This is a genomic window from Photorhabdus cinerea (assembly GCF_011189575.1).
Taxonomy (GTDB): Bacteria; Pseudomonadota; Gammaproteobacteria; order Enterobacterales; family Enterobacteriaceae; genus Photorhabdus; species Photorhabdus cinerea.
The window spans coordinates 45234-67850 of record NZ_PUJW01000008.1; the positions used below are offsets into that span (position 1 = coordinate 45234).

Annotated in this window: 19 protein-coding genes and 1 other annotated feature; of the genes, 14 read left to right on the top strand and 5 right to left on the bottom strand. The window is 41.2% G+C overall.

The genetic code is table 11. The features are described 5' to 3' along the window. Positions 1–29 precede the first annotated feature (29 nt). From serB to C5469_RS09365, 4 genes are all read left to right on the top strand, one after another. Complete coding sequence (serB, locus tag C5469_RS09350) at positions 30–1007, top strand: phosphoserine phosphatase (protein WP_166305286.1); 978 nt, start codon at positions 30–32, stop codon at positions 1005–1007. Positions 1008–1031: 24 nt separating this feature from the next. Then, positions 1032–2414, top strand: coding sequence for a DNA repair protein RadA (radA, locus tag C5469_RS09355; RefSeq protein ID WP_166305289.1), 1383 nt, complete (start codon positions 1032–1034; stop codon positions 2412–2414). Positions 2415–2426: 12 nt separating this feature from the next. Then, positions 2427–3674 carry a multifunctional transcriptional regulator/nicotinamide-nucleotide adenylyltransferase/ribosylnicotinamide kinase NadR gene (nadR, locus tag C5469_RS09360; RefSeq protein ID WP_166305292.1) on the top strand — a complete coding sequence of 416 codons (1248 nt, stop codon included), beginning with the start codon at positions 2427–2429 and terminating at the stop codon, positions 3672–3674. Positions 3675–4310: 636 nt separating this feature from the next. Next, positions 4311–5093: an ABC transporter ATP-binding protein gene (locus C5469_RS09365; RefSeq protein WP_235525409.1), complete on the top strand. Its 783-nt coding sequence runs from the start codon at positions 4311–4313 to the stop codon at positions 5091–5093. Between the two features lie 37 nt (positions 5094–5130). On the opposite strand, the gene ettA is transcribed toward C5469_RS09365, so the two are convergent. Continuing rightward, positions 5131–6798 carry an energy-dependent translational throttle protein EttA gene (gene ettA / locus C5469_RS09370; RefSeq protein ID WP_166305295.1) on the bottom strand — a complete coding sequence of 556 codons (1668 nt, stop codon included), beginning with the start codon at positions 6796–6798 and terminating at the stop codon, positions 5131–5133. 373 nt (positions 6799–7171) lie between these two features. Between ettA and sltY the strand changes: the two genes are divergently transcribed. Then, positions 7172–9088, top strand: coding sequence for a murein transglycosylase (gene sltY / locus C5469_RS09375; RefSeq protein ID WP_166305298.1), 1917 nt, complete (start codon positions 7172–7174; stop codon positions 9086–9088). A 58-nt stretch (positions 9089–9146) separates the two neighbouring features. Beyond that, complete coding sequence (gene trpR, locus C5469_RS09380; RefSeq protein ID WP_054477338.1) at positions 9147–9467, top strand: trp operon repressor; 321 nt, start codon at positions 9147–9149, stop codon at positions 9465–9467. A 35-nt stretch (positions 9468–9502) separates the two neighbouring features. On the opposite strand, the gene yjjX is transcribed toward trpR, so the two are convergent. Beyond that, complete coding sequence (gene yjjX / locus C5469_RS09385) at positions 9503–10033, bottom strand: inosine/xanthosine triphosphatase (RefSeq protein WP_054477340.1); 531 nt, start codon at positions 10031–10033, stop codon at positions 9503–9505. A gap of 54 nt (positions 10034–10087) precedes the next feature. Between yjjX and gpmB the strand changes: the two genes are divergently transcribed. Beyond that, a complete protein-coding gene (gene gpmB / locus C5469_RS09390; protein ID WP_166305301.1) occupies positions 10088–10735 on the top strand; it encodes a 2,3-diphosphoglycerate-dependent phosphoglycerate mutase GpmB in 648 nt (215 codons plus the stop codon). Here the strand turns inward: gpmB and robA are convergent. Next, positions 10724–11608, bottom strand: coding sequence for an MDR efflux pump AcrAB transcriptional activator RobA (gene robA, locus C5469_RS09395; RefSeq protein WP_166305304.1), 885 nt, complete (start codon positions 11606–11608; stop codon positions 10724–10726). The two genes, gpmB and robA, sit on opposite strands and share 12 nt — an antisense overlap. A gap of 100 nt (positions 11609–11708) precedes the next feature. Between robA and C5469_RS24040 the strand changes: the two genes are divergently transcribed. After that, on the top strand, positions 11709–11843 hold the full coding sequence (locus C5469_RS24040; RefSeq protein WP_278249753.1) for a hypothetical protein: 135 nt from the start codon (positions 11709–11711) through the stop codon (positions 11841–11843). Between the two features lie 275 nt (positions 11844–12118). After that, positions 12119–12604 carry a protein CreA gene (creA, locus tag C5469_RS09400; protein WP_166305307.1) on the top strand — a complete coding sequence of 162 codons (486 nt, stop codon included), beginning with the start codon at positions 12119–12121 and terminating at the stop codon, positions 12602–12604. Between the two features lie 53 nt (positions 12605–12657). On the opposite strand, the gene arcA is transcribed toward creA, so the two are convergent. Next, entirely contained in the window at positions 12658–13374 is a 717-nt protein-coding gene (gene arcA, locus C5469_RS09405) for a two-component system response regulator ArcA (protein WP_166305310.1), read from the bottom strand. Between the two features lie 665 nt (positions 13375–14039). Further along, positions 14040–14159: a sequence feature (Thr leader region), on the top strand. Between the two features lie 25 nt (positions 14160–14184). Between arcA and thrA the strand changes: the two genes are divergently transcribed. From thrA to thrC, 3 genes are read left to right on the top strand one after another with little or no spacing between them, the layout of a single operon-like run. Continuing rightward, entirely contained in the window at positions 14185–16644 is a 2460-nt protein-coding gene (thrA, locus tag C5469_RS09410; RefSeq protein WP_166305313.1) for a bifunctional aspartate kinase/homoserine dehydrogenase I, read from the top strand. Between the two features lie 2 nt (positions 16645–16646). Further along, positions 16647–17576: a homoserine kinase gene (gene thrB / locus C5469_RS09415; protein ID WP_166305316.1), complete on the top strand. Its 930-nt coding sequence runs from the start codon at positions 16647–16649 to the stop codon at positions 17574–17576. Between the two features lie 3 nt (positions 17577–17579). Then, positions 17580–18872 carry a threonine synthase gene (gene thrC / locus C5469_RS09420; RefSeq protein WP_166305319.1) on the top strand — a complete coding sequence of 431 codons (1293 nt, stop codon included), beginning with the start codon at positions 17580–17582 and terminating at the stop codon, positions 18870–18872. Positions 18873–18928: 56 nt separating this feature from the next. On the opposite strand, the gene yaaA is transcribed toward thrC, so the two are convergent. After that, positions 18929–19705: a peroxide stress protein YaaA gene (gene yaaA, locus C5469_RS09425; protein WP_166305322.1), complete on the bottom strand. Its 777-nt coding sequence runs from the start codon at positions 19703–19705 to the stop codon at positions 18929–18931. Positions 19706–20243: 538 nt separating this feature from the next. On the opposite strand from yaaA, the gene C5469_RS09430 reads away from it, so the two are divergent. After that, positions 20244–21266 carry a tRNA lysidine(34) synthetase gene (locus C5469_RS09430; protein ID WP_166305325.1) on the top strand — a complete coding sequence of 341 codons (1023 nt, stop codon included), beginning with the start codon at positions 20244–20246 and terminating at the stop codon, positions 21264–21266. 23 nt (positions 21267–21289) lie between these two features. Beyond that, positions 21290–22501, top strand: a complete 1212-nt coding sequence (locus tag C5469_RS09435; RefSeq protein ID WP_166305328.1) for an MFS transporter — start codon at positions 21290–21292, stop codon at positions 22499–22501. The last annotated feature ends 116 nt before the right edge of the window (positions 22502–22617 follow it).

Below are 22617 nucleotides of genomic sequence, written 5' to 3' on the forward strand. Positions count from 1 at the left end.
GCTATGTAGGATTACAGGAGTAGGGATTAATGTCTAATAACCTGGCTTATCGTTATTTGCCGGAAGAGGTCCATAAATGGCCGGGATTACCACTTTCATTAAGTGGTGAAGAAGTTATGCCATTGGATTACCGGGCTGGTGACAGTGGTTGGTTGATATATGGTCGTGGTTTAGATAAACAACGTATCAGTAACTTTCAGCATCGGCTTGGAGCGGCAATTGTTATTGTCTCTTCATGGCGTATTGATGATTATCAGGTAGTGCGTATTGCTGGAAGTCTGACGCCGCGTATTAAAAGACTTGCTGATGAGTGTCGGCTGGATGTTGTTCCTTTGGGGCAGATTCCACGGTTGCGTTCGCCAGGTTTGTTGGTCATGGATATGGATTCAACGGCCATTCAAATTGAGTGTATTGATGAAATAGCTCGTTTGGCAGGCGTAGGTGACAAGGTGGCCGAAATTACTGAGCGGGCAATGCAAGGCGAGTTGGATTTTTCTGAGAGTCTGCGGGAGCGGGTTTCTCAGCTTGCAGGAGCTGATGCTGATATTCTGCGGCAGGTTGTAGAAAATTTACCACTTATGCCGGGATTGACCAGTCTGGTGCGTAAGTTGCAGTCCTTTGATTGGCATGTGGCAATCGCGTCGGGGGGATTCACCTATTTTGCGGATCACCTGCGCCAGAATTTACGTTTGGTTGCTGCGGTAGCAAATCAGTTAGAAGTAAAAAATAGCAAGTTGACAGGTAAGGTTAAAGGGCCAGTTGTTGATGCCAAATATAAGGCTGCCACATTGGTGAGATTGGCGAAAAAACTGAATATCCCATTGGAACAAACCGTGGCTATTGGTGATGGTGCTAATGATTTAAAAATGATCCGTAAAGCGGGGCTGGGTATTGCTTATCATGCGAAACCGAAGGTTTATGCTCAGTCGAAGGTGACAATTCGCCATGCTGATCTGATGGGGGTATTGTGTGTGTTAAGTGGTGGTCTTAAACACGAAGAACGTTAATGAAGTTGTTTTAGGGAGTGCAGAGTGGCGAAAGCAGCAAAACGAGCGTTTGTCTGTAATGAGTGTGGAGCGGATTATCCGCGTTGGCAGGGGCAATGTGGTGCATGCCATGCCTGGAATACTATTACTGAGGTGCGTTTAGCCGCCGCACCTTCCTCTCGTAGTGACAGATTCAGTGGTTATGCGGGAGATGCGGGTGTCAGCAGGGTTCAGAAATTATCAGAGATTAGTCTGGAAGAACTTCCTCGTTTTTCCACTGGATTCAAAGAATTTGACCGGGTTCTGGGCGGTGGTGTTGTACCTGGTAGTGCCATTCTGATTGGTGGTAACCCAGGAGCCGGAAAAAGTACCTTACTGTTGCAGACGATGTGTCAGTTATCCACGCAAATGAAAACGTTATACGTCACTGGAGAGGAGTCGTTACAACAGGTTGCTATGCGTGCTCACCGGTTGGGGTTGCCGGTTGATAATCTGAATATGTTGTCAGAAACCAGCATTGAGCAGATTTGCTTGATTGCAGAGCAGGAACAGCCAAAACTGATGGTGATTGACTCTATTCAGGTGATGCATATGGCGGATATTCAATCCTCTCCTGGGAGTGTTGCTCAGGTCAGGGAAACCGCTGCTTATCTTACTCGGTTTGCTAAAACCCGTGGTGTTGCCATTGTTATGGTGGGTCATGTAACTAAAGATGGTTCGCTGGCCGGCCCGAAAGTGTTGGAACATTGTATTGACTGTTCCGTAATGCTTGATGGTGAGGCTGATTCTCGTTTCCGTACTTTACGCAGCCATAAAAACCGGTTTGGTGCTGTCAATGAGCTGGGAGTATTCGCTATGACAGAGCAGGGGTTGCGCGAAGTGAGTAACCCGTCAGCGATTTTCCTTAGCCGTGGTGATGAAGTGACGGCTGGCAGTTCGGTCATGGTGGTGTGGGAAGGTACCCGTCCTTTATTGGTGGAAATTCAGGCGCTGGTGGATCATTCGATGATGAATAATCCACGCCGTGTGGCTGTTGGTTTAGAGCAAAACCGGTTGGCTATCCTACTGGCGGTTCTTCATCGTCATGGTGGTTTGCAAATGTCCGATCAGGATGTGTTTGTCAATGTGGTCGGTGGCGTTAAGGTAGCGGAAACCAGTGCAGACCTCGCTTTACTTCTCTCTTTAGTCTCCAGTTTTCGGGATCGGCCTTTACCCCGTGATTTGGTTGTATTTGGTGAGGTGGGGCTGGCCGGTGAAATCCGTCCTGTACCGAGTGGGCAGGAACGGATATCGGAAGCGGCTAAACATGGTTTTAAACGGGCGATAGTCCCTTATGCCAATATGCCGAAAAAAGAGCTGTCAGGGATGAGAGTTTTTGGTGTGAGAAAGCTGGCAGATGCTTTATCTGTTATGGAAGATCTTGATTAAACTGGGGGAGATATGGGTCAATTTGGCTACCTTAAAAAAGCGATTAAACAAACGGGTTGTACGTTGCAACAGGTTGCCGATGCAAGCGGTATGACTAAAGGTTATCTCAGCCAGTTAATTAATGACAAAATCAAAAGCCCTAGTGCCAAAAAATTGGCTTCTCTCCATAACTATCTGGGGTTGCAATATCCTGTGCAGAATAAAACAGTTGGCGTGATATTTGGTAAGTTTTATCCATTGCATACCGGGCATATTTATCTCATTCAACGGGCTTGTAGTCAGGTAGATGAATTACATATCATCCTTTGTCATGATGAACCGAGGGATAAAGAGTTGTTTGTGAATAGCTCCATGTCGCAGCAACCTACTGTTAGTGATCGTCTGCGTTGGTTACTTCAGACATTTAAATATCAGAAAAATATTCATATTCATTCTTTTGATGAACAGGGAATTGAGCCATATCCACATGGTTGGGATGTGTGGAGTAAAGGCATGAAAGCCTTTATGTCAAAGGAGGGGATTAATCCAAGTTATATCTATTCCAGTGAAACTCTGGATGCCCCTCGTTATAAAGAACAATTGGGAATTGAAACTATTCTTATCGATCCACAACGATCATTTATGAAGATCTGTGGTCGACAGATTCGCCAGGACCCATTCCGTCATTGGGAATATATTCCTACGGAAGTAAAACCTTTCTTTGTCCGTACAGTAGCTATTCTTGGTGGAGAATCTAGTGGTAAATCCACGTTAGTTAACAAATTGGCAAATATTTTTAATACTACCAGTGCTTGGGAGTATGGTCGTGATTATGTTTTCTCTCATCTGGGAGGTGATGAGATGGCGTTACAATATTCAGACTATGACAAAATCGCATTGGGGCAAGCACAGTATATTGATTTTGCAGTAAAATATGCGAATAAGGTTACATTTGTGGATACTGATTTCGTGACTACCCAAGCATTCTGCAAGCGATATGAAGGGCGTGAACATCCGTTTGTTCAGGCATTGATTGATGAATACCGATTTGATTTGGTCATTCTACTAGAAAATAATACCCCTTGGGTTGCTGATGGTTTGCGTAGCCTTGGTAGCGATCAGGATCGTAAAGCGTTCCAGCAATTGTTGGAGGATATTCTAAAAGACAATAATACTGAATATGTTAAGGTGGATTCACCAGATTATGACCAACGTTTCTTGCGTTGTATTGACCTTATTCAGCAACTTTTAGCTGTTAACCCTAAGCCGAACATCAGTTGAATCGTTTATAATTAGATTCATATATAATATTTTATATGATAAACTAATAAGTATATTCAATATATATCTGACCGCGATGTGAGTTGTGGTTGGATATTCTTACTTCTTATAAGTAATAAAATATATAATAGCTATTAATATTTTTGATACTTCTATTGATTATTTATTTCTTGAATAAAAACAAAATTAATAATTAAATACTTCCCTGTTGATTTATAAATAAAATTTTTTTGCTTTGTGGTTTATTTGAAAATAAGATAAGGTTGATTTTCATATTAAATATTTTAATGTTTTATGTGTCTTTGTTATTACGAAAATTAAATATTAACTTTAACCTGTTGTTATGATATTAGGGTGTTTTTATCTATAAAAAATTATTTATCTGATGTTATTTTTGTATTTGAACTAACCAAATAATGCTCTGCTGTTAATGAATTTTTGATAGGAATGGGTTGATCTTGTTTAGTAAAATTTTGATTTTAGCATACAGGTAGCCATTTGAAATAGTCACTGGTAGAAATATTGATATACTTTTAATTAAGATATTTCTTATATGATTTCCCTTCGTTTGTGTAATCTTATAATGATGAATATCTGTATTTTTACGGATTGTTCTGGCTGTAAGTGTTACCGATAATGCCAGATTTCTTACACTATTATGCTGAGATAATGAATTTGAATCAAATCGCTACGATTGAAGCCATTGACATTTCATATGGTTTTTCAAACAGTCAAACTAACCAAAAAATGATTTCGGACATCAATCTTTCTATTTTTCCAGGTGAATTTACTTTGATTACAGGGGATCTCTGTTCAGGAAAAAGTACTTTGCTGGCAATGACTTCTGGGTTGTTGCGTCTCGACAGCGGAAAAATATTAATTGCTGATCACGAATTGGGTAAACTGAATCACTGTGAATTAGATAGATTTCATTCGATAAATTGTGGTTTTATTTTTCAAAGAATTAATTTATCTAATGAACTCACAGCATTGGATAATTTGCTATTATCCCTGTCCTGTGGAATCACTGCTTCTCATCAGGAATCGATAGCTAGGGCAACTAAGGCACTCAATACTGTTGGTTTGAAACATAAGAAAGATATATATCCCAGGGAATTATGTGATAGTGAAAAACAACGCGTAGCAATAGCCAGAGCAATTGTGAATAGTCCCCGGTATTTGTTTGCTGACGAGCCAACTTGTTATCTTGATAAATATGACTGTCAGACAGCCATTGATATCTTAAGATTTATTGCTCATCATCAAAGGGGAACGGTTGTTGTAGCTTCACAGGATAATAGGCTTATTAGACATGCAGATCGTATTATTACGCTGAAAGAAGGGAAAATTATCCATGATACGCATCTTACATATAGCATTGTGAATAAGACTATGAGTTTATATGAGGATAATAATTAGAGGAAAACGGCCTGTTGTCAGGCCGTTCTTAATATGATTATTTGCTAATTCTCTTATACTTAATGCGATGTGGTTCTAGTGCTTCAGCTCCCAGAGTCCGCTTTTTATAGTCTTCGTATTCACTGAAGTTACCTTCAAAGAAGGTCACTTTACCTTCATCCTGATAATCAATGATGTGGGTTGCGATACGGTCAAGGAACCAGCGGTCATGGGAGATAACCATTGCACAGCCTGGGAATTCCAATAGGGCATTTTCTAGTGCGCGCAGGGTTTCAATATCCAGATCGTTGGTTGGTTCGTCGAGCAGCAGCATGTTACCGCCAACTTGCAACAGTTTGGCCAAGTGCAGTCGGCCTCTTTCACCGCCAGACAGTTCACCGACTCGTTTACCTTGATCAACACCTTTGAAGTTGAAACGCCCAACATAGGCGCGACTTGGGAGCTCAAAGTTACCGATACGCATGATATCTTGACCATTAGAAATCTCTTCCCAGACGGTTTTCTTGTCATCCATATTGTCACGGAACTGATCTACAGAAGCTAGTTTGACGGTTTCTCCTAACGTGATAGTGCCGGAATCAGGTTGCTCTTGGTTGGAAAGCATACGGAACAGGGTAGATTTACCGGCACCGTTAGGCCCAATAATCCCGACAATCGCCCCTTTTGGTAGGGAAAAACTCAAATTATCGATAAGAACCCGGTCGCCATAGGATTTGGTCAAATTTTCCACTTCCAGAACTTTGTCACCTAAGCGTGATCCCGGTGGGATAAACAGTTCACTGGTTTCGTTACGTTTCTGATATTCAACGCTGTTCAATTCTTCAAAACGGGCCAGACGTGCTTTACCTTTCGCTTGACGGCCTTTTGGATTTTGGCGAACCCATTCTAATTCTTTCTCGATAGATTTACGGCGGGCGGCTTCTGTCGATGCTTCCTGAGCCAGACGAGCATCTTTTTGCTCCAGCCATGAAGAGTAGTTACCTTCCCATGGGATACCTTCACCACGGTCAAGCTCCAGAATCCAGCCTGCAACGTTATCAAGGAAGTAACGATCGTGAGTGATTGCAACAACAGTACCTTCATAATCGTGCAGGAAGCGCTCCAGCCATGCAACAGATTCAGCATCAAGGTGGTTAGTTGGTTCGTCCAATAGCAGCATATCTGGTTTTTCTAGCAGTAAACGGCAGATTGCTACGCGGCGGCGTTCACCCCCGGATAGATGCTCAATTTTTGCATCCCATGATGGCAGACGTAGCGCATTAGCGGCACGTTCAAGCTGATTATCAAGGTTATGACCATCATGTGACTGAATAATCGCTTCCAGTTCACCTTGTTCTTTAGCCAGTTTGTCAAAATCAGCATCAGGGTCAGCATAGGCTGCGTAGACTTCATCTAAACGCGTCAGTGCATGTTTTACTTCACTAACCGCTTCTTCCACAGCTTCACGCACAGTATGCTCAAGGTTTAATTTTGGCTCCTGTGGTAGATAGCCAATTTTAATCCCTGGCTGTGGACGGGCTTCTCCTTCGATGTCTTTGTCAATACCGGCCATAATACGTAATAAGGTGGATTTACCCGCGCCGTTAAGACCAAGAACACCAATTTTTGCTCCCGGGAAGAAACTCAGGGAGATATTTTTCAGAATATGACGTTTCGGGGGAACAATTTTACCGACCCGATGCATGGAGTAAACATATTGAGCCACGTTGCTATGAGCCTCGCTATCTCTGATTGTTATAATGCCTGTTTTGCAAAGTAAATTGTATGAACAGGGCGTGTTGGTGTTTGATTATATCAAGTTAGGTTATTTATACTCATTTGAACACGATTTGTCACAGTTTACCCGATTTAAGTTAATAAACTCTATAACCCAATTGCCGGAATGAAATGATGCTGGGTTGAGTTTATTAAGTGTGATTAATTTATTTAGATAAAAAGCTTACCTTAATGAGATATGTGGTTAAATATTTCATAATGGGATAAATTAATGTGGTAATTAGTGTTAATCATATTATTATGATGTTCATGTGTGTGCGAATATCAACCTATTCAACTTGATCTCCGGGAGGAGTGTGGTAATGGCTAGATGGCAACACCTTGCGGTGACTGTAGGGTTGGTTTTTGTATCTGTAGCAGCAAACGCTGATTCTCTGGATAATCAGCGACAAAGATATCAGCAGATTAAGCAAGCGTGGGATGCCAGCGATATGGCTGAAGTCGCGAGATTGATGCCAACATTAAAAGATTATCCGCTTTATCCTTACTTGGAATATCGAAAATTGAATCATGATCTCGCTCTTGTGACATCAGAGCAGATCCGTGACTTTATTGATCGTTATCCTAATTTGCCACCGGCACGTTCTTTATCATTCCGTTTTATCAATGAGCTTGCACGTCGTGAAGATTGGAGTGGTGTGCTGGTATTCAGCCCCACGGCCCCGAAATCTATTACGGCCCGTTGTAATTACTATTTTGCTAAATGGGCTACAGGTGAGAAGTCGGTTGCTTGGCAGGGAGCAAAAAATGTCTGGTTGAATGGGCGTTCTTTACCAGCCAGCTGCGATAAATTATTGGATGTCTGGCAGCAAGCAGGCTATTTATCGGTGGAACTGGTATTACAGCGTATTAATCTCGCCTTGAAAGCAGGGGATACTTCTCTGGTCAGTTACCTCGCTAAGCGATTGTCACCAGGATACAAAAGTATCAGTGATGGCCTGATTAAGTTGCAGGATGATCCTGCTACCGTATTAGATTTTGCTAATAATACTGGACCGACTGATTTTACTCGTGCAGCTACCGTAGCCGCCTTCTTACGTCTTGCCCGTCAAGATCCGGATCAGGCAAGAACGATCATTCCATCAATTGTTAGAGTGCAAAAGATGAATGAAAGTGAGCGCCAGCGGTTAAAAGAGATTGTTGCATGGCAGTTGATGGGGAATGTGGCCTATGAACAGGAAAAGTGGCGTGATGATGTAATCCGTGATACCCAATCTGTTTCACTGCTTGAGCGTCGTGTTCGTTTGGCATTGGGTAACGCAGATGAGCGTGGTCTGGATCAGTGGATCAAATTGTTACCGTCAGAGAACCAGAATAAAGAGCAGTGGCGTTATTGGCGAGCTAATATTTTATTGGCTCAGGGTAAAAAAAGTGCAGGTGAGGCAATACTGCGTAAGCTGACAGAAGGTCGTGGTTTTTATCCAATGGTTGCTGCGCAAAAACTGAATATCAGCTATCCACTAATCATTAATATAGCAAAGAAACCAGATGCTGCTATTGCTGCAATACCTGAAGTGCGGAGAGTAAGGGAACTGATATATTGGCAAATGGATAATCTTGCTCGTATAGAGTGGAGCTATCTGGTTGCTAGTCAGAGTAAATCAAAACAAGAGCAACTTGCCCGTTATGCTTTTAACCAAAAATGGGCGGCTCTTAGTGTACAGGCGACAATAACCGGAAAAATGTGGGACCACCTTGAAGAGCGTTTCCCATTGGCATGGCAGCAGGAATTCAACCATTTTACGTCAGATAAAGGCATTTCTCAGAGTTATGCGATGGCGATAGCGCGTCAGGAAAGTGCCTGGAACCCGCAAGCGAGTTCTTCTGTCGGTGCAGTTGGTTTGATGCAGGTGATGCCGGAAACGGCGGAATATACGGTTAAGCAAAATGGTATTCAGGGATATGCAAACAGTAGCCAACTGATAAACCCATTGACTAATATTGAAATTGGTACTGCTTATCTTGAGTCTGTTTATCAGCGTTTTGGGAATAATCGGATACTTGCCAGTGCCGCTTATAATGCCGGCCCAACTCGTGTAGATCGCTGGTTATCTGACAGTGGTGGACGGTTGGATGCGATAGCCTTTATTGAAAGTATTCCATTTTCCGAAACTCGGAATTATGTCAAAAATGTTTTGGCTTATGATGTTTTCTACGGTAATTTCATGGGTAAATCATCAAATGTGTTGACTAACGCAGAATGGCAAAGGCGTTACTGATTTATGGCAAACTATGTTATGCTGCCGTACTAGTTGAATAGTATGAAACTGATTAATTATGACTCCAAATCATCTGACAGATCCGGCACTTTCGCCACAAAATAATGAAGACTGGCAACGCTTTGTGACGTTACTCCAACAGGCTTTTACACAAAATCTACAGCACCCGATTTTACAGTTATTATTGACACCGGATGAACGAACAGCGCTGGCTACAAGAGTCCGAATTATCCAGGAATTGATGAGTGGGCAAATGAGCCAACGTGAGTTGAAAAATGAACTTGGGGTTGGAATTGCGACTATCACACGTGGTTCTAATAGTCTAAAATCTGCACCAAATGATGTGAAAGCTTGGTTAGAAGAGCAATTATTGAAATAACAGGCCGCCAGCTGCGGCCCATGATGAATGCTTGTTTAACGGCCATCCAGTTCTTTATAAATTTCATGATATACAGGTACTAAAGCGAGTATCAGGGCTTGATGGTATACACTGGTACGAGTCAGGATACCATTGGTGAAAAAGCCAATGGCACCGCCTTTCCACTTGATGTTGTCAATACCTGTAAGATAAGCCATTTCATGCCCTAGTTCTCGGCCTTCACGGATACCATTAAGAATTTTTTCTGGTAGCATCAGGCTGGCTGAGCGAGATTCTCCACGAATTTGCTGATACTCTACTACCATCCAGGCAAATGTCATATCATCTTCAATACCCGCTTCCACACCAACCCAAAAATCTGCTTCGGGGCGAACCTGTCTGGCAGCCATTACACGCTGACGGGCACCAGTACGGGTTTCTGTGTTACCAATGGGTTGTTGTGGGACACTACTGTCTACGTTGATATCTTCAATCCGGTAAGCACCTGGCCCAAAAATATCATCAAATGCGAGACTAATAGCCTTAATTTTGGCGGGGTTGGTGGTTGCAGCAATAACGTGATACATAATAAATAAGTTATCCTTTGAACTAATATTTACGCAGTATAACGGAAAATGAAAATGTTACAGGTATATCTTGTTCGCCACGGGGAATCCGAATGGAATGCGGAGCGTCGTATTCAGGGACAATCTGACAGCCCTTTAACTGAAACAGGCGAATATCAGGCCAGATTAGTGGCGCAAAGAGTAAAGTCTGAAAGTATTACTCATATTATTACCAGTGATCTCGGACGCACACGCCGTACCGCAGAAATCATTGCTGAGGTTTGTGGTTGTGAAATTATTTTGGAGCCACGTTTACGTGAATTGAATATGGGAGTGCTTGAGCGCAGAAATATTGATTCACTAACCTCTGAAGAGGAAATCTGGCGTAAGAAAGTGCTTGATGGTACACCTGGCGGGCGTATCCCTGAAGGCGAATCTATGGATGAATTGGCAGTGCGCATGAGAGCCGCGCTGGAAAACTGCCGTAATCTGCCTGGTGGCAGTCGCCCGTTATTAGTTAGCCATGGAATTGCTCTGGGATGTTTAGTTGGCACAATATTAGGATTACCCGCACATGCTGAACGTCGTCTTCGTTTGCGTAATTGCTCTTTGTCCAGAGTGGATTACCAAAACAGTCCATGGCTGGCATCTGGTTGGATTGTAGAAACGGCAGGCGATATCACACATTTGGATACGCCTGCACTGGATGAATTACAGCGTTAACGGTTGGATGGGGATAAGATACTGAAATTCTATGATATGATTCCTCGCTTCCTTGTCTCTGTCATTTATATGAGTGGGATAATAACGCTCGATATCGTATCCTTTTCTACGGGTCAGATTCAGTATTGGCAGGCAAATACCATAGACGGTGAACAGAAAATTCTGTAAGCCTTCTTTGGTGCCATAGTAACTGAATGAGACATACTCCCCAGCCGGTAATGTAACGGGCTGGCTGCCGACCACATCAAACTGTGCATATTTGGGTTCTACCGCAGTGGTGTAAAATACTGTTTGCTCATCCTCTTTTTCTGGATTGGGAATCGCATGGTGAAGACCATAAAGCACTGGCGGTAGCACTTCTGCATTTTGCAGATAGTATGTCCAGAAATTGTGGCGCATTTCAGTACAAAAACTTGACCATTGTTCCAGCATATAGGAACAGGACTGCTCTATACCGACCAATTGCAGTTCTTCCAGCGTGATGTATGTTGCTTCAGGAATATGCCTTTTATCCAGTAATATTGGGGGGCAGATACCTGTGGCACACCATTCCTCACTGAGTCGATAAAATGCGGGTGTTTTGTTGAACTGCTTTTTAAATGCACGGGTAAAAGTTTGTTGGGAGTCAAACCGGTATTGCAAAGCAATATCCAGAATAGGGCGACTGGTTAAACGTAAGGCAACGGCTGCCCGTGACAACCTTCTGGCACGGATATAAGAGCCAATAGCTTGGCCGGTAACGTCCTTAAACATACGTTGCAGGTGCCATTTAGAATAGCCAGCTTTGGCTGCAACATTGTCGAGTGATAATGGTTGATCTAAGTGATTATCTAGCCAACGTAATAAATCACGAATGATGTTGGTTTGATCCATACATCTCCTTAGTCATGTAAGACCAGAAAGAATAATATAAGAGCCTATACCACCAGGCTATTTTGTTTGCCATTCTGAACAAGTACGTAGGGTGAGCGAGATGAGTCATTCTCGTGTATTACATATACCCGTTATCTTTCAAGTTGCTTCTTTGTTGGCTGCACTCACTCACCCCAGTCACATAGTTATCTATGCTCCCGGGGATTCGTTCCCTTGCCGTCGCGATGCATCTTAAAATCCATAGGGTATGTACGTTCTGGTTTCCACGTGCTGCCCATGTTCACAATTTATTGACAAGAATAGCATTCAGCAATAACTCTACTGGATATAAGCACTAAGTGTAAAACAAGTATCCTATTTACAATAGGATACTTGTTAAGATTATTATTTCACTCATTACTTTGTGAAATTATATTTATATGTAACTATTGTTATCGATAGTATTACCATTCTATCTGGTATCACTGTGGTGAAGTTTTAGACTGAATTGATTAAGGCATGAGATTATATATGTTAAAGATCAGAAAGATATTCGTAGCAACCACATTGTTGTTCATACCTCTGGCGACTCAGGCTGAAGAGATTGGTTCGGTAGATACTGTTTTTAAATTTATCGGGCCTGATCATAAAATTGTGGTTGAAGCGTTTGATGATCCTGATGTGAAAAATGTGACTTGTTATCTAAGTAGGGCAAAAACAGGTGGAATCAAAGGTGGCTTAGGACTTGCGGAAGATACCGCTGATGCGGCTATTTCCTGCCAACAGGTAGGTCCTATCGAGCTAACAGACAAGATTAAAAAGAGTGGTAAGAAAGGCCAGGTTGTTTTCCAGAAGCGAACTTCATTGGTGTTTAAAAAACTCCAGGTTGTCCGTTTCTATGATGCAAACCGTGATGCACTTGTTTATCTGACTTATTCAGACAAAGTAATTGATGGTTCGCCGAAGAACGCACTCAGTGCTGTGCCAATTATGCCGTGGAAGGTTGCGGAAAATTGAGAGAATAGGATGGGGTTTCTACAAAGACATCCCATCCTGTCATTTAATTCAAATCACGCTTCCAAATCACCACAGAAACGATAACCCTCACCATGAATAGTGGCAATGATCTCCATAGTATCTGGGGTAGATTCGAAATGCTTACGGATACGACGAATTGTCACATCAACAGTACGATCATGGGGCTTCAGTTCACGGCCTGTCATTTTTTTCAGCAAGTCTGCGCGAGTCTGGATTTTGCCCGGATTTTCACAGAAATGAAGCATGGCGCGGAACTCACTACGTGGCAATTTATATTGTTCACCAGCAGGGCTGATCAGAGAGCGGCTATTGATATCTAATTCCCAACCATTGAATTTGTAGCTTTCAACCTGGCGGCGTTCTTCGCTGACGTTACTCAGATTCATGGTGCGAGAAAGCAGGTTACGGGCGCGAATGGTCAGTTCACGTGGGTTAAATGGTTTGGTGATATAATCATCTGCCCCAATTTCCAACCCAAGGATCTTGTCCACTTCATTATCACGGCCGGTCAGGAACATCAAAGCAACGTTCGCTTGTTCACGCAATTCGCGGGCAAGTAACAAGCCATTTTTGCCTGGAAGATTGATATCCATAATCACCAGGTTAATGTCGTTGTCTGACAGAATATGATGCATTTCTGAACCATCGGTGGCTTCATAAACAACATACCCTTCAGCCTCGAAAATGCTTTTCAGGGTGTTGCGAGTGACAATTTCGTCTTCAACAATCAAAATGTGCGGGGTTTGCATGGTTGCTACCTAAAATCGCTTAAAAATAAAATCAGAATGACTCAAACTACTCTTATCTCAGGATATTTACTGGTTATTGTTTGTCATCACTGAAATTATAGCTTAAGTCAGTAATAACATTTATTGATATGTTTTACACTGAAAGTAAAAGTTGTTTTTCCTTTGGTGGGCATGTACCCGAAAAAACTGGTTAAACAGTGTTATGTTAGTCTATTAACAGCAATATAACAGCTTGCAATGCATTTACCATCTAAAAAAACTACCTTTTATTGACGTACATCAAAATTGATTGTAGCACGTTAATATTATTTATATTTGTTATTTTATACTTTGTATTATGCAGGAAAATGAAAAATTTCTGTTAACACACAAAATACTTTTGTATAAAAAACAGTCTTCCTTGTGCTTGCCGGTGAACAAAAATACCTGATTTTTATTAAAAGACAAAACATATTGTTAATTTTGTTAAAAATAGGGTTAACAACTGAAAGAAGGCATTAAATTGGATATATTTGTTTGCATTGGTGACTATAGAATAAATTATTTCAATGCAAGAAATATCGAAAATATAAGGTTGTCTAAAGAAAATGTTTGACTTTGCGCACAGATTCCTTTAACCAATATAGGGTCGAACTTATTAAATGACAGACAGGAACTTATGCAAACAATCAGCCTGAAAACCACAATTATTACTACCACCGGAACTACAAGTTGCGGGGCGGGCTGACGCATACACAAAACAGATAAAAAAGCCCGCATCTAAATCAGATGCGGGTTTTTTTTTGGCGCTGAATCAGGAGAAAAATGTCAATGCTAGTGCTTAAATTTGGAGGGACTTCGGTCGCTAACTGCCAGCGTGTGCTGAGTGTCGCTGATATCGTTGAGAAAAAGCTTTCTCAAGGAGGGGTTGCGTTAGTGCTTTCTGCCCCGGCAAAAATGACTAATCATTTAGTCGCAATGATCGAAAAAACTGTGGCTGGGCAAGACGTTATTACCCATATGCACGATGCTGAACAGATCTTTGCTGATTTATTGCAGGGGCTAGTACAGGCGCAACCCGGTTTTGATTATGAACGGTTAAAAATGATGGTTGAGCAAGAATTTGCTCAATTAAAACAGGTTTTGCATGGTATCTCATTATTGGGCCAGTGCCCGGATAGTATTAACGCTTCTCTGATTTGCCGTGGTGAAAAACTCTCTATCGCCATCATGGCATCTGTATTACAGGCGCGTGGTCATAAGGTCACAGTGATTAATCCGGTAAAAAATCTGTTGGCACAAGGCCATTATCTTGAATCTACGGTAGATATTAGTGAGTCTACAACGCGCATTTCTTCTCTGAATATTCCTGATGATCATATTGTCCTTATGGCGGGTTTTACCGCCGGGAATGGTAAAGGAGAGTTGGTTGTCTTAGGACGTAATGGTTCTGATTATTCTGCCGCTGTTTTGGCGGCTTGTTTGCGTGCTGAATGTTGTGAAATCTGGACTGATGTCGATGGTGTCTATACCTGTGACCCAAGAATTGTGCCAGATGCACGTTTATTAAAAGGAATGTCCTATCAGGAAGCAATGGAACTCTCTTATTTTGGGGCTAAAGTGCTCCATCCGCGGACTATTGCTCCGATTGCTCAATTTCAGATTCCTTGTTTGATTAAAAATACAGCCAATCCTGATGCGCCGGGAACACTTATCGGTGATGGGCAGAAAGATGAAAGTACACCAGTGAAAGGTATTACCAACCTCAGCAATATGGCCATGATTAACGTATCAGGTCCCGGAATGAAGGGTATGGTTGGTATGGCCGCACGAGTATTTGCGGTTATGTCTCGCAAAGGGATTTCTGTTGTGTTAATCACTCAATCATCTTCAGAATACAGCATCAGTTTCTGTGTGCCTCAACGTGAACTGGAACGTGCACGTCAGGCATTGAGTGAAGAATTCTATCTAGAACTGAAAGATGGTGTACTTGATCCTTTGGATGTGATGGAAAATCTCTCTATCATCTCGGTTGTGGGTGATGGTATGCGTACTCTGCGCGGCATTTCTGCCCGTTTTTTCTCGGCTCTTGCTCGTGGTAACATCAATATTGTCGCCATTGCACAAGGGTCTTCTGAACGTTCTATCTCGGCGGTTATCGACAATGAAGCTGCTACTACCGCAGTTCGTCTATGCCATCAGATGTTATTTAACACTGATCAGGTGATCGAGGTTTTTGTTGTCGGCGTCGGTGGTGTTGGTAGCGCTTTAATTGAGCAGATCCGTCGCCAGCAAGCATGGTTAAAACAAAAACACATTGATTTACGGGTATGTGGTATCGCTAATTCACGAGCTATGCTGACGGATATGAGAGGTATTTGTCTCGATAATTGGCAGCAATGTTTGTCAGAAGCTGAAGAGCCATTTAGCCTGAGTCGTCTGATCCGCCTAGAGAAAGAGTATCATTTGCTTAATCCGGTGATAGTGGATTGTACCTCTAATCAGCAAATTGCAGATCAGTATGCTAGCTTCCTGAGTGATGGGTTTAATGTAGTAACGCCGAATAAGAAAGCTAACACTGCATCAATGGCTTATTACCATCAGATCCGTAAAGCAGCAGAAAAATCCAAACGTAAATTCTTGTATGACACCAATGTGGGAGCGGGTCTACCTGTTATTGAAAACTTACAGAATTTGCTGAATGCGGGTGATGAGTTGGTTCAGTTTAATGGCATTCTTTCCGGCTCTCTTTCCTTTATTTTCGGTATGTTGGATGAAGGGATATTATTATCTCAGGCAACTTTACTGGCGAAAGAGAAAGGTTATACCGAGCCAGATCCTCGTGATGATCTCTCTGGTATGGATGTTGCCCGTAAGCTGTTAATCCTCGCACGTGAGTCAGGTTGTGAGCTGGAATTAGATGATATTGATGTGGAGCCAGTGCTACCTGCTTCCTTTGATGATAGCGGCAACGTGGAGACTTTCCTTGAACGTTTATCCTCGCTTGATCAGGTTTTCAACCAGCGTGTAGCAGAAGCGAAAGCTCACGGGAAAGTGTTACGTTATATTGGCATGATTGAGAATGGTCGTTGCAGAGTGAAAATTGTGGCTGTAGATGGCAATGACCCGCTTTATAAAGTTAAAAATGGCGAAAATGCGCTGGCATTCTACACTCGTTACTATCAGCCGATACCGTTGGTACTGCGTGGTTACGGAGCCGGTAATGATGTCACAGCCGCCGGTGTTTTTGCCGATATGCTGCGTACTTTATCCTGGAAACAGGGAGTTTAATTGTGATTAAAGTCTATGCTCCCGCATCTATTGGGAATGTCAGTGTTGGGTTTGATGTACTGGGAGCCGCAGTTTCTCCAGTTGATGGGACTTTGTTAGGTGACTGTGTTGCTGTTCGTGCGGCGGATAGTTTCAGTTTGCGTAATGAAGGACGATTTGTGGGGAAGCTACCTGAGAAACAGGAGTACAACATCGTTTATCAATGTTGGCAGTTATTCTGCCAGCGTTTAGGTAAACAATTACCTGTGGAGATGACGCTAGAAAAAAATATGCCAATTGGTTCTGGTCTTGGTTCCAGCGCTTGTTCTGTTGTGGCTGGTTTAATGGCACTCAATGAATTTACGGGATGTCCGTTCAGCGAAGGTCAATTACTGGAAATGATGGGCGAGTTGGAAGGGCGTATTTCAGGCAGCATCCACTATGATAACGTCGCGCCATGTTACCTTGGCGGTTTGCAACTGATTATGGAACAAGGGGATATTATCTGTCAGTCAGTGCCTTCATTTGATGAATGGCTCTGGGTGATGGCTTATCCGGGCATTAAAGTTTCTACCGCAGAAGCCAGAGCAATTTTACCTGCTAAGTATTCGAAGCGGGATGTTATCGACCATGGGCGTTTTCTTGCTGGCTTTATTCATGCTTGTCATACACGGCAACCTGAGCTGGCCGCCAAATTGATGAAAGATGTTGTTGCTGAGCCATACCGCAGACAACTGTTACCAGGTTTTACTAACGCTCGTGAAGCAGCAAAAGAGATAGGCGCATTGGCCTGTGGTATTTCTGGTTCCGGCCCGACGTTGTTTTCTATTTGTAACGATATGGCTACCGCAGAGAAAATGGCTGAGTGGCTGCAACAGCATTATGTTCAGAATGATGAAGGTTTTGTACACATTTGCCGTCTGGATCTCGCAGGCGCTCGACAGATAGGGTAACTAATGAAACTGTATAACTTAAAAGACAACAGCGAGCAGGTGAGTTTTGCGCAGGCAGTAAAACAGGGGTTAGGTAAACAGCAAGGACTTTTCTTCCCGCAAGATTTACCCGAATTCAGTCGTGAAGAAATTGACCAACTGTTGAAACTGGATTTTGTTACCCGCAGCGGTCGCATTCTTTCAGCGTTTATTGGCGATGAAATTCCGCCAGAACAACTGGCGGCACGAATTGAGAGTGCTTTTATTTTTCCAGCACCTGTTGCAAAAGTGGCAGATGATATTGCAACGCTGGAATTATTCCACGGTCCGACTCTGGCATTCAAAGATTTTGGTGGCCGTTTTATGGCACAAATACTGGCACAGGTTGCTGGTGAGCAGCCTGTGACTATCTTAACCGCGACTTCTGGCGATACTGGTGCAGCAGTAGCGCATGCCTTTTATGGGTTGGATAATGTACAGGTGGTTATTCTCTATCCGCAGGGTAAAATTAGCCCGTTACAGGAAAAACTTTTTTGTACATTGGGCGGTAACATTCACACAGTTGCAATTGATGGCGATTTCGATGATTGCCAGGCGTTGGTTAAACAGTCATTTGATGATCAAGAGTTGAAACAGGCTCTGTATCTCAATTCAGCTAACTCAATTAACATCAGTCGTTTGCTGGCACAAATTTGCTATTACTTTGAGGCGGTGGCTCAGGTACCAGAAGATAAACGCGAAAAATTGGTTATTTCTGTGCCCAGTGGGAATTTTGGTGATTTAACTGCCGGTTTATTGGCAAAATCAATGGGTTTACCGGTAAAACGTTTTATCGCGGCGACGAATGTTAACGACACGGTTCCTCGTTATCTGGCGGATGGAAAATGGCTGCCTCATCAGACGGTTGCCACGCTTTCTAACGCAATGGATGTGAGTCAGCCAAACAACTGGCCGCGTATTGAAGAACTATTTTGTCGTCGATCCTGGAAATTAAGTGAATTGGGGTATGGCATAGTCAGTGATGATGTGACTAAAGGGACTATTAAGGAATTGGCTAAATTGGGTTATATCTCTGAACCTCATGCAGCCGTTGCTTACCGAGTTTTGCGTGATCAATTACAGGAAGATGAATACGGATTATTTCTCGGTACAGCTCATCCGGCGAAATTTAAAGAGAGTGTGGAACAGATTTTGGGGGAGGAATTACCACTGCCTGAAGCTCTGGCAGAACGAGCTGATTTAAACTTGTTATCCCATCATTTGCCGGCAGATTTTGCTAAATTACGTGCTTTCCTGGTGGCAAGAGCACCTGAATAGCGATAAGAGTAGACGCCGCATAAATTATGCGGCGTTTATGATTGATAATAAAAGTTTTAATGTTGTTCCGGTCGTTTAAATACCAGCTCGTTTCCTTTAGATAACGATTCATCAAAAACGTAGCCATCCAGATTGAATTCCACTAGACGGTCAATTTGCGTTAACTGATTCTGAATAATAAACCGGCTTATCAACCCACGGGCTTTTTTCGCATAGAAGCTGATAATCTTATATTTACCGTTTTTCTCATCAAGAAATACGGGCTTGATAATCTTACCGGCTAATTTTTTCGTATTAACGGATTTGAAATATTCATCGGAAGCCAGATTAACCAATACATTATCGCCTTGCTGCTCTAGGGCTTCATTAAGTTTTTCTGTGATCAGATCTCCCCAAAAAGAATAAAGATCTCTACCACGTTTATTTTCCAGTTTAATTCCCATTTCCAGCCGGTAAGGTTGCATCAGATCCAAAGGACGGAGCACACCGTAAAGGCCAGACAGGATACGCAGATGATCCTGAGCAAAATCAAAATCCTTGTCGGAAAAATCTTCAGCTTGCATACCGGTATACACATCACCTTTAAATGCCAGAATAGCCTGACGTGCATTTTCTGGCGTGAAATCAGCATGCCATTCGCCAAATCGGGCTGCATTCAAACCGGCAAGTTTATCGCTGATACCCATCAAACTGGCAATTTGGGTTGGTGTGAGTTTACGGCAGATGCTAATTAGTTGTTCTGACTGGCCGAGTAATGCTGGCTGACTATATTTTTCCGTAGCAAGCGGGCTTTCATAATCAAGGGTTTTTGCAGGTGAAATAGTGATAAGCATAATGTCATCCCGGTTATTCAGATTAAGTGACTTTAACAAAAGATAGGATAATAAAGAATGAATAGCAACGATAGCAGAAACTGTGTACGTAGTATCTGCGGCGTAACCAGCTGATAATTTTGCATTCCATTTTATTGTTCAATATCACCTTAAATGATAATAATATTTAAATTAAGTTTATTTTAGTTATTTAAATGTTAATTTCTGTGCGTTTGATCGATTTTTTTAGATTGTAATAGTGTAATTATTCTAAAAGTGAGAATACTTCTTGCAAATTTGTTTTTATAAAATTGGAGGAATAGAGATGCAATCAACAGCTTAAAAGCTATTTCAGCCTATATTTACTCGTAAAGCTGAACCTATAAGGTTATTTAGTGTTTCGCAGGATGAAATTGGTTTCGAAGAAATCAATCAAATGATTATTGGACGTATTAAACGTGATGCTGACTTGCTCATGAGTGTCGGTGAGAGTATCGCCCATATTTAAAATAGAAGCCTGTTGTATCTAACAACAGGCTCTTTCTTGTAAGAGATTATTATGAAAAAACACACCGTGTTGCTTAAAGATAGGTTAGATAAAATTCATGTGCTTTCTGCAAAGTCTGGGGTCCCGTTGAGAAGATTCCTGAAGGAGAATTACATACCCCAAGATTCTATACTTTGCTATGTAAATGATAAAATAACAGATGATCAAAGCTATGTAGTAAAAGAAAGCGATAAAATAGTTTTGGATATGGTAAGGGCATACCAACTCCCAGAATATTGCAGAACTTTACGTTTATGGGAAGATGATGGCGTTGAGGTAACACAGGAAAATACAGATTCAATTTATACTAAGAGAATACTCTGGTTTAAAGAGAATGGTATTTGCGATCTAAAACAAACACAATTTAATGAGGATAGTTTCGTAAAATATATTGATGACATGTTTGTTCAAGGGATTCTTACTAAGTCTTTGATTAAGGAAAATGATAAAATTATACTTGCCTTATCTGGAGGTAGAGATAGTCTGGCATTATTATATCTTTTGAGAAGAAATGTGGATAAATTGCCAAAGCATGAGTTAATTGGAGTTACTGTTGCTGATACGGCAGCATCAGGCGCAGATGTTAAAGTGGCTGCTGAGGCTATCGCAAATTTGGGTGAGTCGGCTCCATTGAAAACATGGGGGGAGTTTACGCATGTATCACCATTATGGACAATAACTAAAAAAGAATTGACATTATATCTTAAAATTGTGGCTCCTGAACATCATTCGAAACAGGGATCGCCTACAGACTATGATAGAGGAGATCATAATAGGGATATAAATTACTTTATAGCTGATTTATTATCGGGTGTTTGGCCAGGGTTGGGATTCAATTTTTTTGAGTCACTTGAGCGATTATATAAAAATTATAATATAGAAAATCCTAAATATGATATATGTGATAATTGTGGAATTACATATACACATGCTTACGGTGATGATTTTGATAATAGGAAATTTAGGCACGTTTGTAATCATTGTTCTTATTTAATTGAAATCGGGGAAATGCCATTAATGAAATCGATTGGATAAATAAAATATAAATGGGATAAAATATGCAGAATAAAAACAAGCTATTATCCTCTGATATAATATCTATCTTTGGTACAGGAATAAGTGAAATAGCGCTTATTTCACTGGTATATTCAATCACGAAATCGGAAATGGATACGTCTTTAATGGTATCTGTAAGGCTAATAGCTAGTATATTAGTTTTTGCGGTTATTGGTGGGCTAACTGCTCGGTTTAATATGCGAACTATTTGTATTTATTCAGATTTATTTCGAGCGGTAATAATATTCTTTGCTGTGTTTGTGAATAATATATATTTATTATTTTTCATATCTTTCCTTCTGTCATTTCTTTCAGGTTTAAATATATCGATAAGGTCAGTGGCATATCAGGTATTTGTCAGTTCAGAAGAAAGAGTTGCTTTTATATCAAAGCAACAATTCTATTATGGTCTCTTCTCTATATCTTCTCCATTGATAGCCGGATTTTTGATAAATATAACTTCGATACGTTTCTTATTTATTATTGAATCAATATGTTTTCTTTTATCAATGATACTTCTCTTTTTTATCGGCGATTGGGGAACTAAAACAGAGAAAAAAGATATTATTATGAAATATGGCGGTTTAGAATATATTATCAAGAATAATACTCAGAGAAATATATTATTGTTCAGGATAAGTATTTTAACTGCAATGGTATCATACCAGGTGATTTCAACTTATATAATAACTTCTAGCTATACAATAATCGTCTCTTTATTTAGTGGATTATATTCGTTTTCTTTTTCTGATTTAGTCGCTTATTTTTCCTTTGTGGCTTCTGTTTCAATGTTATTTGGTTCTTATTTGTCTGGTGCTTATTTTAATATCAACAAGTTAAAAAAATCCTTTTTTCTTGGTTCTTTCTTAATTACAGTTGGCAGTATTCTTTGGGCTATACCTTTGTCAAGAATTTCCCTGTTATACTATACCTTGGGAACTATGCTTATTTTTATCGGACTTTCTTTTTTAAGGATATCTCTTTACACATCAGGGCAAGAACTGACTCCAGAAAAATATTTTGCGAAAATAATATCGTCTTCGGATGCAATTTCAAGAAGCTACCAGTCAGCTTTTGGTATTATAGTAATAGGTTTAATCCCTTTGCTGGGAAGTAGTATTTTATTTATCTTTTTTGCAATGTGTTCTTTAAGTTCAGTTTTTGTTTCGAAAAAAATAAGTGCTGAAGTTGAAAATAAATTAACTGTAGAATAATTAATTCTAAAAGCGGTTAGTCATCGTTTTTACCGCCTTGCAGCAAGATCTTACCGTGTTATTATCAATGGATGGCGCAGCCACAATGCCACAATTTCACGCATAACGATGAGATA